The sequence below is a fragment of the Bacillus sp. UNCCL81 genome, from assembly GCF_900112535.1.
GTDB lineage: Bacteria > Bacillota > Bacilli > Bacillales > Bacillaceae_G > Gottfriedia > Gottfriedia luciferensis_B.
Genome location: NZ_FOMF01000002.1, coordinates 323,500 through 341,420 on the forward strand (window position 1 = coordinate 323,500; position 17,921 = coordinate 341,420).

At 30.7% G+C, this 17,921-nt stretch carries 18 protein-coding genes and 2 pseudogenes; 15 read left to right on the forward strand and 5 right to left on the reverse strand.

Annotation, left to right across the window (positions count from 1 at the left end; genetic code table 11):
• Positions 1-433: 433 nt before the first annotated feature.
• The gene (locus BM319_RS01735) at positions 434-1,387 is read right to left on the reverse strand and encodes an LCP family protein (RefSeq protein ID WP_069032024.1); all 954 of its coding nucleotides are present in this window, start codon (positions 1,385-1,387) and stop codon (positions 434-436) included.
• A 406-nt stretch (positions 1,388-1,793) separates the two neighbouring features.
• On the opposite strand from BM319_RS01735, the gene BM319_RS01740 reads away from it, so the two are divergent.
• The 7 genes and pseudogenes from BM319_RS01740 (at position 1,794) to BM319_RS01765 (ending at position 7,807) form a co-directional block, all read left to right on the forward strand.
• A complete protein-coding gene (locus BM319_RS01740) occupies positions 1,794-3,365 on the forward strand; it encodes an L-lactate permease (protein ID WP_091021127.1) in 1,572 nt (523 codons plus the stop codon).
• A gap of 236 nt (positions 3,366-3,601) precedes the next feature.
• Positions 3,602-3,727 (forward strand): YjcZ family sporulation protein, encoded by a 126-nt coding sequence (locus tag BM319_RS01745; protein WP_069032026.1) that lies wholly within the window; start codon positions 3,602-3,604, stop codon positions 3,725-3,727.
• A 205-nt stretch (positions 3,728-3,932) separates the two neighbouring features.
• Entirely contained in the window at positions 3,933-5,342 is a 1,410-nt protein-coding gene (gene kamA / locus BM319_RS01750; RefSeq protein WP_091021128.1) for a lysine 2,3-aminomutase, read from the forward strand.
• Complete coding sequence (locus BM319_RS01755) at positions 5,335-5,625, forward strand: YokU family protein (protein WP_091021129.1); 291 nt, start codon at positions 5,335-5,337, stop codon at positions 5,623-5,625. The genes kamA and BM319_RS01755 overlap by 8 nt, the downstream gene beginning before the upstream one ends.
• 112 nt (positions 5,626-5,737) lie before the next feature.
• Entirely contained in the window at positions 5,738-5,956 is a 219-nt protein-coding gene (locus BM319_RS01760) for a YozE family protein (protein ID WP_025671848.1), read from the forward strand.
• A 232-nt stretch (positions 5,957-6,188) separates the two neighbouring features.
• Positions 6,189-6,284: pseudogene (locus BM319_RS25290) on the forward strand (YodN-related protein); the annotation flags it as partial.
• A 53-nt stretch (positions 6,285-6,337) separates the two neighbouring features.
• Positions 6,338-7,807: a recombinase family protein gene (locus tag BM319_RS01765; protein ID WP_091021130.1), complete on the forward strand. Its 1,470-nt coding sequence runs from the start codon at positions 6,338-6,340 to the stop codon at positions 7,805-7,807.
• 140 nt (positions 7,808-7,947) lie between these two features.
• Here BM319_RS01765 and BM319_RS01770 read toward each other — a convergent pair whose 3' ends face one another.
• Positions 7,948-8,559 (reverse strand): DUF4257 domain-containing protein, encoded by a 612-nt coding sequence (locus BM319_RS01770; RefSeq protein ID WP_069032030.1) that lies wholly within the window; start codon positions 8,557-8,559, stop codon positions 7,948-7,950.
• A gap of 156 nt (positions 8,560-8,715) precedes the next feature.
• Complete coding sequence (locus tag BM319_RS01775) at positions 8,716-9,498, reverse strand: alpha/beta fold hydrolase (RefSeq protein ID WP_091021131.1); 783 nt, start codon at positions 9,496-9,498, stop codon at positions 8,716-8,718.
• A 159-nt stretch (positions 9,499-9,657) separates the two neighbouring features.
• Here BM319_RS01775 and phaQ point away from each other — a divergent pair, with 159 nt between their 5' ends.
• The 4 genes and pseudogenes from phaQ to yodN form a co-directional block, all read left to right on the forward strand.
• Positions 9,658-10,080, forward strand: coding sequence for a poly-beta-hydroxybutyrate-responsive repressor (gene phaQ, locus BM319_RS01780; protein ID WP_069032032.1), 423 nt, complete (start codon positions 9,658-9,660; stop codon positions 10,078-10,080).
• The gene (phaP, locus tag BM319_RS01785; protein ID WP_091021132.1) at positions 10,077-10,652 is read left to right on the forward strand and encodes a polyhydroxyalkanoic acid inclusion protein PhaP; all 576 of its coding nucleotides are present in this window, start codon (positions 10,077-10,079) and stop codon (positions 10,650-10,652) included. Before phaQ ends, phaP begins: the two co-directional genes overlap by 4 nt.
• A gap of 197 nt (positions 10,653-10,849) precedes the next feature.
• Positions 10,850-10,981, forward strand: a complete 132-nt coding sequence (locus BM319_RS24950) for a hypothetical protein (RefSeq protein WP_286143656.1) — start codon at positions 10,850-10,852, stop codon at positions 10,979-10,981.
• Positions 10,982-11,025: 44 nt separating this feature from the next.
• Positions 11,026-11,622, forward strand: a pseudogene (gene yodN / locus BM319_RS01790) (germination protein YodN); the annotation flags it as partial.
• Between the two features lie 13 nt (positions 11,623-11,635).
• Here the strand turns inward: yodN and BM319_RS24495 are convergent.
• Entirely contained in the window at positions 11,636-11,791 is a 156-nt protein-coding gene (locus tag BM319_RS24495; RefSeq protein WP_175403429.1) for a hypothetical protein, read from the reverse strand.
• 154 nt (positions 11,792-11,945) lie between these two features.
• Between BM319_RS24495 and BM319_RS01795 the strand changes: the two genes are divergently transcribed.
• The gene (locus tag BM319_RS01795) at positions 11,946-12,122 is read left to right on the forward strand and encodes a YozD family protein (protein ID WP_069032035.1); all 177 of its coding nucleotides are present in this window, start codon (positions 11,946-11,948) and stop codon (positions 12,120-12,122) included.
• Positions 12,123-12,221: 99 nt separating this feature from the next.
• Positions 12,222-12,845, forward strand: a complete 624-nt coding sequence (locus BM319_RS01800) for a phosphatase PAP2 family protein (RefSeq protein WP_091021133.1) — start codon at positions 12,222-12,224, stop codon at positions 12,843-12,845.
• 260 nt (positions 12,846-13,105) lie between these two features.
• On the opposite strand, the gene BM319_RS01805 is transcribed toward BM319_RS01800, so the two are convergent.
• Positions 13,106-13,423: a thioredoxin family protein gene (locus BM319_RS01805; protein ID WP_091021134.1), complete on the reverse strand. Its 318-nt coding sequence runs from the start codon at positions 13,421-13,423 to the stop codon at positions 13,106-13,108.
• 202 nt (positions 13,424-13,625) lie between these two features.
• On the opposite strand from BM319_RS01805, the gene BM319_RS01810 reads away from it, so the two are divergent.
• Both BM319_RS01810 and BM319_RS01815 read left to right on the forward strand, forming a co-directional pair.
• Positions 13,626-14,780: an exonuclease SbcCD subunit D gene (locus BM319_RS01810; protein WP_091021135.1), complete on the forward strand. Its 1,155-nt coding sequence runs from the start codon at positions 13,626-13,628 to the stop codon at positions 14,778-14,780.
• A gap of 2 nt (positions 14,781-14,782) precedes the next feature.
• Positions 14,783-17,863 carry an AAA family ATPase gene (locus BM319_RS01815; protein WP_091021136.1) on the forward strand — a complete coding sequence of 1,027 codons (3,081 nt, stop codon included), beginning with the start codon at positions 14,783-14,785 and terminating at the stop codon, positions 17,861-17,863.
• Positions 17,864-17,921 lie beyond the last annotated feature (58 nt).

Sequence of the window (17,921 nt, forward strand, 5' to 3'; positions counted from 1 at the left end):
GGGCGAGACCTGAGCCTCCTCGGCAAGCCTGCGGGGTCTCAGCCTTCCCGCTAATCCCATAGGAGTCGAGCACCCCTCCGTTCCAATCAACTTTTTCATCAAAAAAAGTATACAATAAAAACGTAATCAAAAGCCTTTTCTTAGTGTAACATTAACGGAAAATTAATCAGTTTATAATTGAGTTTGAACATCAACTTATAAACTAATCATTTAAAACGAGAAATATAAAATTTAATCTTAACATTTTTAATTTCCGAAAAAACAATTACAATATATAAATTGTTGAAAGACTTTAACATATAAAATTGTTAATCGTTAATAAATATAAAAAAATGAATTTTAACTTAGATAATGTTCCACATACAGTTTTAAATTTTAACACACTGAAAAAGAGAAGGATTACAACCTTCTCTTTTTTGTGAAGTTCAATTTATCATTTATTTTTTAACTTTTTATTACTATCTTTACTATTTATTACTGGTGCAGGCGCTTTAAAAAATTGCTTAATTGTTTGTCTGTTCTTAGAAAAGTCTAATTTTAGTACTGCTCCTGAATGTTCAACAGTTTCGTTTGTAAAACCAGCATTTACAGGAATACTTAAGCGATCAATTTTTTCAATAGGTTGAGAAAATGCAATAGAAGCAAGCGAAAGTATTTCATCTAGTTTTAAGTCAGTTGAAACATATTTTGTTGTTTCGTCTAATAAAAGAGGTACTCTAGCGATCCCACCAAAAGTATTTAACTTTTCTTTGACTGCACTTACGACTTTTAATAACACTTCTTGCTGGCGTTGAACTCTTCCAAAATCATTATCATGATCATGTCTAAAACGTACGTATTTTAAGAGTTGTTCACCGTGTAGTCTATTATTTCCAGGTTTCATTTTTAAGTTCATATCATTAATGATTGATTGACTTACATTAACTGTTATACCTTCTGGAACAAGTGTATCTACAATCCCAACAAATCCTTTAAAGTCGATTATAACTGTATGGTCAATTGGAATACCGAGATTATTATAAATTGTTTCTTTTAGTAATTTTTCTCCACCTAAATAATAGGCCTGATTTATTTTTCCGTAACCATACTTATATCCTTTAATTTTAACATATGAATCCCTTAAAATTGAGGCAACTTTTAAAGTTCGGTCATCAACATTATATTGAACTACTGCAATACTATCTGAACGTGAATTTTTTTCGCCCCGAGAATCAACTCCTATAACAAGGAAAAATAATGAGTTTTTTAAAAGTTTATTTTTAAAGCTCATTTTTTGCTCACTTAGTGGAGTTGATTGGCTTTGGCCACGATCTGATGGTTTAATTTGACAACTGGTCAGTAAGAAAACAAGAAAAGAAAGAAGGCATATTCGCAAGAACTTTGACATGAATCTATTACTCCTTCTATTTGTTATTTGATCTATTTATGTATTTTAGTTTATATTTCCCCTGTAATATTTTGAAAATACGTAACAAAAAAGAAAACAAAAATTACCCTATTTTTCCATAAATGGAAATAATAGTTGATTGTTATGAAAAAATTCATAGTATACAATTATGATTGTTAAATAATTCACAAACAAAACCGAGTAATTTAGCAAAAATTATTTGTTTTTTTATAACAACTTGTGAAATGTTGCACAATTTGTATGGCGATTTTGAAATAATATTAATTATTTTATAAGGCAATATTAAAAATAATAATGTTTGTGAAGTAATTTAACAAAATAATTAGGTTGGATGATAGATTTTGTAGGTTAAATCTAAAAAGCCTAAAACAAGGGAGTAAACCAAATGTTAGTAGATAGTTTTAATCCATTTGATAATCTCGCAATTTCAGCACTAGTTGCGGCTGTACCGATTCTTTTATTTCTTTTATGCTTAACAGTGTTAAAAATGAAAGGTATTTATGCAGCATTATTAAACCTTGGAATTACGTTTATAATCGTACTAACTATCTTTAAACTACCTTTAGGGGAATCGATCGGAAGTGTTGCTCAAGGAACCATTCAAGGATTATGGCCGATTGGTTATATCATTGTAATGGCTGTGTGGTTATACAAAATAACAGTAGAATCTGGGAAGTTTGATATTTTACGTAGCAGTATAGTTGGTATTTCGAGTGATCAACGGATCCAGTTTTTATTGATTGGATTTTGTTTTAACGCATTTCTTGAAGGAGCAGCGGGTTTTGGCGTACCGATTGCTATTTGTGCGGTTTTATTAGTTTCAGTCGGTTTTAAACCATTACAAGCAGCTATGCTATGTTTAATTGCAAATGGTGCATCTGGTGCTTTTGGGGCAATTGGAATACCTGTGGGAATTATTGATACATTTGGATTACATGGTGTAACGTCAATGAAAGTTTCAATCATGACTGCCCTAACATTACCGATTATTAATTTTACGATTCCATTTCTGTTAATTTGGTTAATCGATGGAATTAAAGGAATTAAAGAAGTTTTACCTGCAATTTTAGTAACGTCTATTACTTATACAGTTTCTCAAGCAATTATGACAATCTTTTTAGGTCCAGAGTTAGCAGATATCATTCCTTCATTATTAACAATGGGTGTTTTAGCATTATTTCTTAAAAAATGGCAACCTAAAAATATATTCTTACTAAATGGAAAAGAGTTTAAAACTGAATCTTATTCAATGGCTGATGTGATTAAAGCATGGTCACCATTTTATTTACTAACAATCTTTGTATTAATTTGGAGCTTAAAATCATTTAAAGGTTTATTCGCTGATGGAGGAGCACTAGCTGCTACCGTAATAAAATTCGTTGTTCCAGGTTCTACGATAAATGTCAGCATTGATTTAATAGGAGCAACAGGTACAGCAATATTATTAGCAGGATTAGTTACAATTTTCTCTTCTAAATCAATAAATGTAAAGAAGGGTTTAGCACTTCTTAAAAAAACAATCTCAGAATTTTGGATACCAATCATAATGATTTGTGCCATTATTAGTATCGCAAAATTGATGACATATGGAGGATTAACAAGTGCTTTAAGTCAAGCAGTCGCACACACTGGAGATGCATTTCCATTCTTATCTCCAATATTAGGATGGATTGGGGTATTTATGACTGGTTCGGTCGTAAACAACAATACTTTATTCGCTCCAATTCAAGTTTCAGCAGGTAATATTTTAGGTACAAATCCTTCGTTATTGGTATCAGCAAATACTGCAGGTGGGGTAATAGCAAAACTAGTTTCACCTCAGTCGATCGCAATCGCAACAGCTGCAGTAGGTGAAACAGGTAATGAATCAACATTAACAAAGATGACTTTAAAATATAGTTTTGGATTACTAGCATTTGTTTGTATTTGGACATATATCTTATCATTTATATATTAAGTATTAGAGTCTTGAGAGAAGTTTTCTCAAGACTTTTTTATTTCTTAAAGTTGATTTTTCGCAAATTGATTACTCATTCATATATCAATCAGTTTAGATTTATAAGATCATGTTTATATCCAAAAATCTATTTAATTTTGCACGAAATATAGTCAAATGCCTATGTAACAAGGATTGTGAACCTGACATATACTTTATTGTGATTTCTAAAAGTTAAGTGAAGGAGGCAATCTACTATGAAGGGATATTCACCTTACTACGGCGGCTGCGGCGGTGGCTTTGGATGCGGCGGAGGATTTGCGTTAATCGTTGTGTTATTTATTTTATTAATTATCATCGGTGCGTCTTTTGTAACTTGCTAAAAACTATTGAGCGTCAGCCACAGAAACCGACTAACATTTAGTTAGTCGGTTTATTTCATTTTTACACGGTATTCATACTGTTTTTTGAGTTTTACTTTTTTCACCAACTTTTTATTTAGTGCATATAAAGAAGTAGGTATATAACTAGAAATTTTTACTTAATTTAGTAAATTTAAATTGTCCTATTAAACAAGGAGGACCATAAATGAAAAATCAACTTTATAAACCTCAAAGACATTGGAAAGATATTCCTCTATGGAAAGATGTTACGGATGAACAATGGAACGATTGGCTATGGCAATTAACGAATACAGTCAGAACATTGGATGATTTGAAACAAGTAATCGATTTAACTCCGGATGAAGAAGAAGGGGTTAGAATATCAACTAAAACCATTCCATTAAATATTACTCCTTACTATGCTTCTTTAATGAATCCAACTGACCCACGTTGTCCCATTAGAATGCAGTCTGTACCAATTAGTAAAGAATTAAATAAAACAAAATATGATTCGGAAGATCCACTAGGAGAGGATGATGATAGTCCAGTTCCTGGATTAACTCATCGATATCCAGATCGAGTGCTTTTTTTAGTGACAAATCAATGCTCAATGTATTGTCGCTACTGTACAAGACGTCGATTTTCAGGTCAAATTGGAATGGGAGTACCGAAAAAACAATTAGATGAAGCAATCGCCTATATACGTGAAAATGAAGAAGTAAGAGATGTACTTATTTCAGGTGGAGACGGATTATTAATTAATGACAATATTTTGGAATATATTTTAAAAAATTTAAGAGCAATCGATCATGTCGAAATTATTAGAATTGGTACTAGAGCACCAGTAGTATTCCCACAAAGAATTACTGAAAACCTATGTGAAATATTAAAAAAATACCATCCTGTCTGGTTAAACACTCATTTCAATACGAGCATTGAAGTAACCGAAGAAGCAAAAAAAGCATGTGAAATGCTTGCAAATGCTGGCGTTCCAGTTGGGAACCAATCAGTTATTTTAACAGGGATTAATGACAGCGTACCGATTATGAAAAAGTTAATGCATGACTTAGTAAAAATAAGAGTCCGACCATATTATATTTATCAGTGTGATTTATCAGAAGGAATTGGTCATTTTAGAGCACCAGTTGCTAAAGGCTTGGAGATTATTGAGGGATTACGTGGGCATACATCTGGTTATGCAGTACCTACTTTTGTAGTAGATGCACCAGGCGGAGGAGGTAAAATCTCACTTCAACCAAACTATATCGTCTCTCAAAGCAGTAAAAAAACCGTACTAAGGAATTTTGAGGGTGTCATCACATCTTATCCAGAGCCTGAAAACTATAAAGAGGATACCGCTGATGAGTATTTTTCACTAGTTTACCCTGATTATTTAAAGAAGGCAGCTAAGGTTGGTATTGCTAGTATCATGAATGATCAGGTGCAAAGTCTTATTCCTTCAGATTTAGAAAGAATGAAGAAGAGAGAACAATATCAAACAGATCCAACACATAGTTCATTAAAAAATAAACGAGAAAAAAGGGATGAACTAAAAGAGAAAAAGTTTCAATCACAAATTCAAAAAATGGATGGAAGTGTAAAGAAAGATGAATAATACTTTAAAATGTGATTGGTGCGGTGAGGAGAATGTACAGGAAACAAAAGCAGTAGTACATTGGGAATTACCGGATGGTTCCCGAGCAATCACAATTACAGGAGTACCATCATTTCATTGTGATCAGTGTAAATTTACCTATCAAAAAGAAGAGATGGTCAAATCAATAGAGGATCAGTTATTTCTCATTTCAACAAAATTACTTCCAGTTTCAGTTACATTTGATGAATTAATGAAGCAACCGAGATTATTAAAAAGAAATTATTTTGACTTCTCGTCATAGAACGAGTATTTTTAAAATATAAAATAAATCTGTTATAGTATTAAGCATATTCAAAAAGTAGTAATATTTTTAGAAAAACAGACAAAATAAATAATTAAACTGAGGGAGAATCATGAGAAAGTCATTTTACCATTATATGATGAAGCATAGAAACTATAAAATTCCTAATGAAATTGGAATATTGGCAGATCATCTTTTTAATGATCACTCATTTCCAAAACATTCTTCAAGCTATGACGAAATTAGCTCGTATTTAGAGTTTGATGGAACTTTCCATCAATCGATGAGCGTTTTTGATGAAGCATGGAACTTATATTTAGAAGATCAATAAGATGTGGCTTAGTTTAACTAAGTTGCATCTTTTTTTTATTGAACACTTTTACAGGATATCCCATTAATTTATTGATTCTACCATTTTTGAAACTAGCTATTATATTCTTACCTACAAAATAGGCTAATCCCTTTTTTTATTTACTATGAAAATGACAGACAATTATCTATCGGTTGCATAGTATACAGTAAAAACGAATTAGTCACGACGTATGGAGAAGGAGGTAAGAAGTATGACAAAGAAAAAACAACCAAAATATAACGTAGATGATATTGTCGTGATTACGTTATATGGTACTGTCGGTAAGATAACAAATATAAACTTTCTATTTTTATTGGGAATTCATCACTTACGTAAAATGCTTAATGCTAAGGTGATTATATGTTAGCAGCTATCTATCTCAGACTGTCAAGAAATGAAGAGCAAAAAGATGTAGATGAAGTTTTACTTAATCATAAAAACGCTTTGATTAAGCTTGCTAATCAACATAATTTAAACTATATCATTTATCAGGAAATTTCGAGTGGTGTAAATACGGATCGTGAGCAATTAAATTTATTGCTTAAGAAAATACATGAATTTGATTATTTGATCATTATGGATATAGATCGTCTTTCACGTGATAATGCACATGCTGAACAAATCAAGCAAGTATTAATCTTAAATGATATTAAAATATTAACCCCACAAGGTAAAATAGATTTATCCCAGGAAACAAATGAAATGTTATTTTCGTTTCAGGCTGTATTGGCTAATTTTGAATATAAGCAGATAAAAAAGCGGTTATCAAGAGGGAGATTAGCAGCAGCGGAGCAAGGAAAATGGGTAATGAGTAATAAAACCCCACTTGGATATCGAAAAAATTCGGAAAAAAAATTAGAAATCATCGAAGAGGAAGCAAAGATCATTCGACTAATATTCGATAAATCGTTTGAACGAGTTTCAGTCAATGAAATAGCACGGCAATTAAATAGGTTAAATTGGAGGAGTAGACAAGGTAAAATCCTTACTACATCACATATTAGCCAATTACGTACGAATCCTGTATATTATGGAGCCATACAGGCTAGAAGACGTATTCATAATAAAATTATAGATGAGGTTTTTATTGAAGATGCACATGAGGCAATCATAACAAAGGAGCAATTCTTTGCGGTTCAAACGATATTAGAAAATAATAAAAATGTTTATTTTCAAAACCGAAAAGAGGTACGTAGGTTACAAAATTTAATATACTGCAATTGCTGTGGGCGGAAGCGATATATTCAAAAAGATAATTCAAAAATTGATTTTATAAAATCATGTTCAAATAAAATATCAAATAATCAGTGTAAAGATCGTGGCTATAAATATCAATTGGTTGAAGAATTTGTTTTAAAAAGTATAAAAGAAAAAAAATTAGAGCTAGAGAACGCGCTAAAAATGCTAGATTCTCAGAAAACAATCGAACTAGAACAAAGATTAACGACTGAACTCGTCTCATTAATCAAACAAAAGGATAAAATTGAAAAAAGACAAAATAACGTTAGAGAAATGAGGATGGATAGAGAAATTACTAAAAAGGAATATGAAGAACTAAAAAATGAACTAATTGGTCAAATGAATCAAATGAATGAGCAAATTGAACTCTATCAGATCCAAATAGAGAATGTAAGAAATGAAAAAGATGAGAGTCAAAAAATAGAGAAAATCATTGAAACGCTAGACAATTTAGAAGTAATCGATCCTGAAATATGTAATCAATTTTTAAAGACTTTTATTAATAAAATATATTTTAGTAGCAATATGGATTCAAGTCATGATACGACTCGAAGTAAGGAAATTGCCACTATTAAAATAGAATGGTTCTAATGCAGCGATGATCATTCCATGAAACGAGAAAACTCACATTGCACAACTATTTTCTGTTTTGAGAATTTTAAAGTTAAAAAAAAGTTCAGTTTCATCTCCGAAAGATAGAACTGAACTTTTTTGTATGCAATTTTAAACATTTATCTGTTATTGATCAATCGAACTAATTCATTAAAATATTTTTCAGCTTCCTTAGTACTTCTTGCACATTTTAGCCTTTTCATTAAAATATTGTAATGAAAATCTACTTCTTCATTAGTATTGTCATTTTCATTATTTAGATCTATTGCATCAACAACACCAGTATCTGTTTGATGCACATTTCCCGTGTTATTCGAAGGGGCACTTGTCTTTTTGTTCTCATTTTTCTCTTTCTCCATTTCTTCAAGCGTTGAACTAAAATCAATGATTTTGTTATTAACGTTTTTATCAACCAATCTTTCTAAATAAGCACCGCCACTAACTCCACAAATAAAAGCATAGATGATAATCGATACAGGAGTTTGATCATTTGTCGTTAGTACAGCAATAAGGTATGATATACACCCTGCCATTGCTCCAAGAATTATTTCACGCTTAGAACCAAGTGAATATCTTTCTCTACCATCAGAATCTTTAAACCGATAACTTCTAATGTAGCCCTCATTAGCTAATAGTATATTGGCATAACCACCGATTGCACCAATTAATATTGATAGAAAGGTCAGAAATAAATCATTAGATGATAATGTATCTAGCCAATTCTCGTACATATTCGTACCCTCCCGTTTTTGTTAAACTATATGGAGGATTTTTTTAGAATAGTACACTTAGATGCAATACGTTGATTAAGCTTATTTTTTAGGTATTTATAAAAAACTCTATCAACAAGCTGGAAATAGGTTGCTAATGTTTGTTAGAAATTAATTTTAAATCTTAACGGGTTCATGTTTATTTAAAAAAGAGCTGATCGTGTGATTAAATTTTTCTGCAGCTTCCATTTTGGTTACATGGCCAGTATTTTTGAAAATAACTAATTTTGAATTCGGGATACTTTTATGCATTACTAATTGGAGCCATACTGGCGTAATCGGATCATACTGACCACCAATAATAAGCGTTGGTACCTTTATATTTGGTAACAATTCTCTATTATCAACCTTAAAACATGCTCTCATTGACCTGTCAAATCCTTCTGGGTTTGGGCGATAATATTGTTTAAATTGTTGTAATGACTCTTTTTCCCATGAAAAAAGGCATGTTCTTGCTGTCATTTCTATTATCTGCAGGGGTGTGAAAATTTTTGAACGAAGCTCCTTATAATGAATAAACCATAAACCTAGTAGTCTTGGAGCAAAATGAAATGTACTAACTAGGATTAAAGAGCGACATCGTTTAGGTGCTTGACGGTACATCTCTTGTGCAACAGTCCCACCCATAGATAGGCCTAAAATATGCGCACTTTCAATTCCTAACTCATCCATTAAATCAAGTACATCTTTTGCGAAATTCTTAATTGAGATGCCTTCAGTTAAATCATTTTCTCCATGGCCACGCAAATCAGGAATAATTAAATCGAACTCATTCGCTAGTTCATATTGTTTAAACCAACTTTCTTTTACTTCTCCAAGACCATGAATTAATACGAGAGGTTCTCCAGTACCTAACCGATCATAATACAGTTTGATACTTTCGGTTTTTATAACGTACAACTTTATCACTCCTTTGTATTTTTTTACTAAAATATTTAACGAATAAACGCTATGTTTGAAGTTTTTTGAAAATTTATAATAAATTATATTTACTGTATTGACGCTATATTCATATATGTGTAAAATACACCTATTAGATTTTTTATAGAGGTGTTACCAATGAACAATGAGAAAGATAAAAATATTACTCCTTCGAAAAATTTTATTATGCCTTTTATTCTTCTACTTCTTAGTCGGATGACACTTCATGGCTATGATTTAATTCAAAAGCTCCAAGCATTCGGTTTTCAAACACTTGACCAAGGAAATTTATATCGATTATTAAGACAACTAGAAAAAGAAAATCTTGTACAATCGGAATGGGATACGAAAGGAAGCGGACCTGCTAAGCGCTGTTATTCAATTACAGAAGCTGGGAAGGCATACTTAACAAGTAATGCAAGACAACTTGAACTTTATCAATCAATGCTTGATCAATTTTTCAAAATGTATACTAGTTTTCTAGAGCTCTACATTCCTCCATTTCAAAGAGAGGATAAAATAGAGAAAAATTCGAATCCAAAAGAGGAGGAAGAAGTTTGACGACACAGAAAGCTTCAAAACCAAAGGCAGAAGGTCAAAAAATTAAAGACGAGAAAGTAGAAAAATATTTTATGGATCCTTTTTTTAATACGCTCTGGGATCAATACGAAAGTAGTTTGATATACATAAGAGACAGTAGAGTACAAAGGTTAGATTCGTTTATAAAAGTATTAAAAGAAACAAGGAAATTTAATGAGGAATATCGTAATGCAGTTAATGGTTTATTTGATGAAATAAAGTACTTTAATAATCATATAAAAGAAAATACATCAAGAATTAAATTTGCAAAAACTGATGTATCAGTTCAATCAAGTGTTAATCTATTTGAAGAAACTGTAAATAAATTTGGTGAGTTATTATCTACTCCGTTCAAAGCTTCAGTTGAGTTAATTGAAAGGGTAGAAGAGCAATGTGAACAAACTGGAAAATACTACATAGAGAGTTTAAAGGAAAGAGAACGAGTATGGTCATCATTAAATGAACATTACTTCCAATCTTTAAGAGCAGCACAAACAAACTTTAACCATCGTATTGAGGATAGCTTTAATATGTTTACATCTGTTAATAAATAAGTAAAACTGAAATTAGCTAATCATAAAAAGGCTGAAAATCAAGTTTTTCGTCTTTTGTTTTCACGCTGAAACAACTCATTTAATTTAGGAGGGTTGTTTTTTTATGCCTTATCTATTTTTCTTATATCCGACTACAATACCTACTTTAGTGAACTATAGACTAGACCTTTGAATAGTCTATAGAGGGGTGTTTCTTCATGGGTCAGTTTAAATATGAAGAAATTGGAACGTTAAATGCAAAACTTGCTGCAGAAGCATTACTAAAATTAACTTTAAAAATAAAAAACGGGGATATAAAAATAAAAACACCTAATAAGCCACTCACTTAAAACTTGAGTGGTATTTTTTTGTCTCAATAGCCAATAAAAATAGAAAGTTAATAAATATTAAACTGATGGACGGCGTTTTTGTTTATGAAGTCAATAATCATGACGGACTTTATGTTGAGAATACTCTTCAGCTTCTCAACGAATATGATGGGAAAAAACTTGAAAAAGAATGGATAGAAGTAAATTATTCATTTTCTTTCGGAGATCTAGTTCAAGTCAATGGCTATGAAAAAGAAATATTTCGAATTGTGGGGTACCGTACAGAGGTTTGGCGATATAAAAATGACGCATGGGAAGATACAATTTACGAATTAGCGCGTATTACTGATGGAGAATGGTTAGAAGCCGATGAAACAGATTTAACCTTAATTGCATCAGCACAAACTGCAAATGCAATTCTGAAAAAACTAAGAAATGATAAAAATGGCATTACAAAATTAGACTTAGAAAAACTTCGCTCAATGAATGATTTTAATAAAAATAGAAATAAAACAACAAAACAAGAAATAATTGATGGATTATTAGATATATATAATGATTACGCAGTTTTATATTCAATCTTCCAAGACGAAGAATATAAAATTGTGATGGATCTAGTGCTTAAAAATTTAAATAAATTCTCAGAGAAGAAAACAAATTGAGAGAGAGGATATTCTACAATAATTGTAGAATTATATGAATCATAAAAGGTATGCCTATCCCTATTAAAATAAAAAATGCAATTGTCGTCAGTTTTTCAACAGCTTCTTCAAACAGTTCATCATTAACCATAATTTCTTTTAAATTAGCTAGCTTGTCCATTTTTATCATTGGAATCTCGCTCCTTTAACATGTTTTAATTGAATATATGCTTGTCAATGTTGTATTATGCTAAAGGTTACATATTAATATTTTTTTTGTGCTTGGTAAGGTTTTTTTCATATTTTCTCATTTTTCACATATTAACTAGTAAGGGGTGATGCTAGTGAAAGAAATTGAGGTAGTTATTGATACGGAAGAAATAGCAGAATTTTTCTATCAACAGCTCATTCAGCGGGGTTATGTTCCTGAGGAAGAAGAAATTGAGGAACTAGCGGATATTACTTTTGAGTACTTACTGGAAAAATGTATGATTGATGAAATTGATGAGGAAGAAGAATAGTCATGAAAGTGGCGACGGGAGCTCTCGTCGTTTTTCTTTTGTGTATCCAAAGTACAAGCAATTAAGATGCAATAACTGGATTTTATTTTGGAGGAATTTATGAAAAAAAATAATTGGATACTAATTTTTACTTCTATTTTTCTATTTGTTATTTTAGGACTAATCTATGATTCAAAAATGATTCGGAGTTTGGACAATTCAGCGTTTAAATTCTTTGAATTTATTCGAACAGACGCACTAGATTCATTTTGTTATTTTTTAAGAGATTTTGGTTCTTCAAAAATGTATTTAACATTTGCAGTTATTGTTTTAGTTTATTCAATTATCCGTAAGCGCATTTGGACTGGTTTATCGTTAATTATTACATTATTAACAGCTAGAGTGGTTGTTTCATTTTTAAAAGATCTATATGAAAGACCACGACCAAGTTCAATGTACTATGTGGAAGGTGGATTTAGTTTCCCGAGTGGTCATGCAGTTATGGCAACATCCTTCTTTTTAACATTAGGATTTATTTTAATTGTCATCCAACCTGAAATGATGAAACATAAAAAAATGATTCAATTTATTGTTCTTTTAATGATATTTTTAATATCAATGAGTAGAATTTACCTACATGTACACCATTTCTCTGATATTATTGCTGGCTGGTTAGTAGGATATGCATGGTATAGTATTTGTAAAAATGTATTTATTAATTTACATGAAAGAAAACAGATTTAATTGAATATGAAAAAATCACACCTATAATTGAAATGATATAGGTGTTTCTTTTTGTTTCTGATTTGTGACTTAAGAAAATTGAACAACATCTTCAATGAAATTATAAATCAAGTCCAAATTGCCAATAAATGGCCAGGAAAAAAGAACAGCATAAAAGGGTAATAATGCATACGAAAAACCACAAGGTTCAATCACCTTGTGGTTTAATTTATTTTATTTAGATATTAGGGATAATCCCAGTCTGATTAACTTACTTGATGTTATTCAAAAGTTGATAAAAATTCTTCAACTGATTCTGGCGTTTTTGCATTTGCGCTATGTAAATGTCCAATTTTTTCGCCTTCTTTAAATACAAGTAAACTCGGAATTCCCATTACTTGTTGTTCACTAGCGATTTCTGGAAATTCGTCGCGATCCATTGTGTACCAAGTAAATGATGGGTGCTCTTCAATTACGTCTCCGATAAAAGCATCTAAACGTGTACAATCAGGACACCAAGTTGCATAAAACTTCACCACGATTGGCTTTTCACTTTTAATTATTTCCTCGTATTTTTTTACATCTTCTATTTTTTCCATAATTGCCTCCTAAAGCTATGATAGGTTTATTTTGAATCATATTAATTAGTATTTCAATTATTTTAACTTAATAATTCATTTTTAAAATTAATGTGATTAAAAAGCATACAAACGTTCGTATGTTGATGTAAAATATAAGATAGAAAAGTTGTTCTATAAATTTAGTAACAATGAAAGTAAATAAAATGATGAGGTGTATTTAATGAAGTTTATTCATACAGCAGATTGGCACCTTGGTAAAATTGTACATGGTGTACATATGACAGAAGACCAACGATTTATATTAGATGAATTCATTTCAATAATTAAAGAAGAAAAGCCAGATGCTGTTGTTATAGCAGGCGATTTATATGATAAAAGTATATCTCCAACTGAGGCGATTGAACTATTAAATGAAGTATTCCATAAAATTGTAATTGAATGTAATACGCCCATTCTTGCGATTTCTGGAAATCATGATAGCGCTGAACGAATTGAATTTGGTAGCCGTTTTATGGAAAAAGAAGGCTTATATTTAGTAGGGAAATTTCAAACCCCATTTAAGAAAGTTATTTTAAATGATGATGAAGGTGAAGTTCATTTTTATTTAATTCCGTATGCAGAACCAAGTATTGTACGTTATATTTTACAAAACGATGATATTCATTCACATGATGACGCAATGAAAGCAATCATAAATAAAATAAGAGATGAAGAATTAGATTCATCAGTACGAAATGTATTTGTTGGACATGCATTCGTAACAAATAATGGGGAGCCTTCAGATGAAGAGACAGAGGGTGAACGAACACTCTCTATTGGTGGAGCTGAATACGTATCACATCATAATTTTAAACATTTTAACTATACGGCCCTAGGACATTTACATCGGGCACATTTTGTAGGAAATCAATCAATTCGATATTCAGGGTCACCTTTAAAGTACTCACTTTCTGAAGAAAACCATAAAAAAGGCTGCTTAATTGTTGATTTAAAAGCTAACGGTGAGCTATCAGTCGTTAAGAAAGATTTTCATCCAAAACGAGATTTAAGATCGATCGAAGGAACGATTGAGGAAATTAGACAGCATTCTGTAAATCATGATTATGTATTTGTAAAATTAACTGATGAGCATATGGTCGTACATCCGATGGAGCAAATTAGAACAGTTTATCCAAATGCAATGCATGTTAGTCGAAAGCGAACTACATTACAAACAGATAAAACAAATCAACTGAGTTTAGTGGAAAAACAATCAAAAAATCAACTTGAGTTGTTCCAATCTTTTTATAAAGAGATGAAAAATGAAGATTTGAAAATTGAAGATGAACAATATATGAAAGAGATTATTCAAGAAATCTTTGTAAGGGAGGAATAGATTTGAAGCCATTAAAAGTAGTACTTCATGCATTTGGACCTTACAAGGATAAGGTACATGTTGACTTTAGTCGACTAAACGAAAAAGGACTATTTGCAATAACTGGTCCAACCGGTGCAGGTAAAACAACAATATTTGATGGAATTTGTTTTGCTCTTTTTGGAGAAGCGAGCGGTGAAAATAGGAATGACCAAACATTGCTTCGAAGTCATTTTGCTGATGATGATCTATATACTAGTGTTGAATTGACATTTGAATTAAAAGGAAATCATTATAATATTTTTAGACAAAAAGGCCATCAAAAGAAACAAAATAAAGGTATTACTGGCGATAAAATCGAGTTTTATAAAATTGAGGATGAGGAAAAAGTACCTTATTGTCAGGAATTTAATAAAACTTCAATCGTTAATAAGAAAGTAGAAGAATTATTAGGGATTAATGCAGATCAATTCAAACAAATCGTATTACTTCCTCAAGGTGAATTTAGAAAATTATTAGTTTCAGATACTAAAGAAAAGGAAGAAATTTTACGAAAAATTTTCAGAACTGAACTATTTGAAAAAGTAACTGAAACTCTCAATTTAGCTCGAAAAAACATCGAAAGTAAATTTACTAATTTAAAGCAGAAAATCGTTATTAAATTAGAAGTAATTGAAAAATTGCTAAGTGAAAAAGGAATTGAAATTGCCGACGATTCTCAAATTAATCTTCATATTGTTAATGAGATTTTGACTGAACATATCGTAAGTATAATTGAGGATTTAAAAAGACTTGAAGAAAATGAGAAAATACAAAAATCACAATTAGAAGTTAGTCAGCAAAAGCTTTTTTCAGCTGAAGCTCATAATAAAAATATTGATCGATTACATGAAGTAATTGAATTATTAACAATGTTAAAAGGTCAAGAGTTAGAAATAGAAGATAAAAAAGTAAAAATAAAATTGGCAACAAATGCTGAAAAAGTATTGCCTATAAAAACTGAACTTGAGAAATTAAAAAATTCACTGCAAGTAACGAACGATAAATTATTAATCGAAATAGAAAGTTTAAAAGAAACACTCATTAAAATTGAAAAAATATCTGCAGAAGTCGCTACATTACCTGAAGAGCAAAAAAAATTAGGTAGCTTAGAAAACCAATTGAGTAATTTATTTGCGTTAAAAGAAGATGTAGAACAATTTCAAAATCATAAAGTAGCGTTTCATACTAAGTCTAAACAGATTCTATTAATCGAAAATGAAGAAAAAACATTACAAGATGGTTTAAAGAAAGAGAACGAAGAATTAAATCAATTAAAACAGCAACTAAATGATTTAGATGGTGTTCATGATCAATGGGCGAAACTCTCCTTATTAAACAAGGAAATCTCATTAAAAGGTGGGTTTGCTAAACGAATCTTTTTTGCCAAAAAAGAATTAGAGCAAAAACGAAATGAATATCAAACAAAAAATTTAGATCATTTTAAGCTAAAAGAAGAATTGGACAGAATCGAAAATGAAATGCATCAGCAAAAAGCCGCTTTTTTAGCGAAAGATTTAAAAGATCAACAGCAATGTCCAGTTTGTGGAAGCACTCATCACCCATCACTTGCTAAATTTAATGGGACTGTTAATGAAGAAGAAGCAGAAAAATTGAAAATGCAAGTAAATCAATTCCAGACTGAACTAGCAACAATTCAGGGGGAAATTAAAAGTAAAGAAAACTCATTAAAAATTGATGAACAATCATTTTTTGAAGAGCATGGTCAATTTGATTTTACAAATGAAGGTCTTAAAGCTCTTGCTAATGAGTTTAATGAAAATGAATCAAACTTAAAAAATCTGACTGAGAAAAAAGCTGTTTTCGAAAAGATTAATCATGTAATAAAAACAAAAGAACAATTAGTTAAGGATTTAACCATAAAAGTTACTGAGAAGACTGAGGCAATGAATAAGTTTACGATTGAATTAAATGAATTAAAAATTCTGATCGTACAAATTGAATCAAAATTACCTGAATCTTTAAGAACTCTTGAGAAATGGCAATTGGAAAAAAATGAAATTGAAAAAAATATAGCAATATTAAAAGCTAAAATTTCAAAGATTGAAGAAGAATATAGGAACCTAACTGAACAGAAGACGGTAAAAGAGACTACGCGCACTCATCTTGAGAAAGAAGTTTTAAATTTAAATGAAGAAATTCGAACAACAACAATTCTTTATCATGAAAAAATAGCTGAGTACGAGTTTAATGGAGAATCTGAGTTTATAAGTGCAATTGATTATATACAAATGATAGAGCAATATCGAAATGATTTATCTATGTTCGAAGAGAATCGTCAAAGATTAAGTACTGAAAAAGAGCTGCTTGAAAAACAAGTCCAATCGATGGAAAAAATTGATGTAAGTGAACTTAAAATGAAGGTACAAGAAATTACTCAGCATTTAGACGCTATCGTAAATGAGATGATTCGTATTCAAGAATTAAATAAGCGTTTAAGTCAATTGAAAATTGACCTGCAAATCTATCAAGAGGATTTTGTAAAAACTGAACAAAAATTAGCAGGTTTAACTGATTTATATAAAGTTACAAAAGGCGATAATGATAAAATGATATCGTTTGAGCGATATGTCTTATTGGATTACTTTGAACAAATTATTGAATCGGCAAATATCCGACTTGATCATTTATCAAATGGCCAATTTCAATTGCAACGAAAAGATGCAGTTGAAAAAGGAAGGAAACAAAGTGGCTTAGGATTGGAAGTATATGATTCCTATACAGGTCTGGCTAGGGATGTAAAAACTTTATCTGGTGGAGAGCAGTTTAATGCATCACTTTGTTTAGCATTAGGTATGGCAGATATTATTCAAGCACATAAGGGTGGCGTATCAATTGATACGTTGTTTATAGATGAGGGATTTGGATCGCTAGATGATGAATTATTATCAAAAGCAATTGATACACTTATTCAGCTTCAAAAATCTGGTCGTTTAATTGGGGTTATTTCTCATGTGCAAGATGTAAAGGATGCAATGCCTGCAGTAATTGAAGTTCATAAAACGAACAAAGGATATTCAGAGTTATCAATTTTAATTAAATAAAGAGATAAGAGAGCCGGAAACTAAGCGAATGTTTCCGGTTTTTTATTTTTACTAAAAA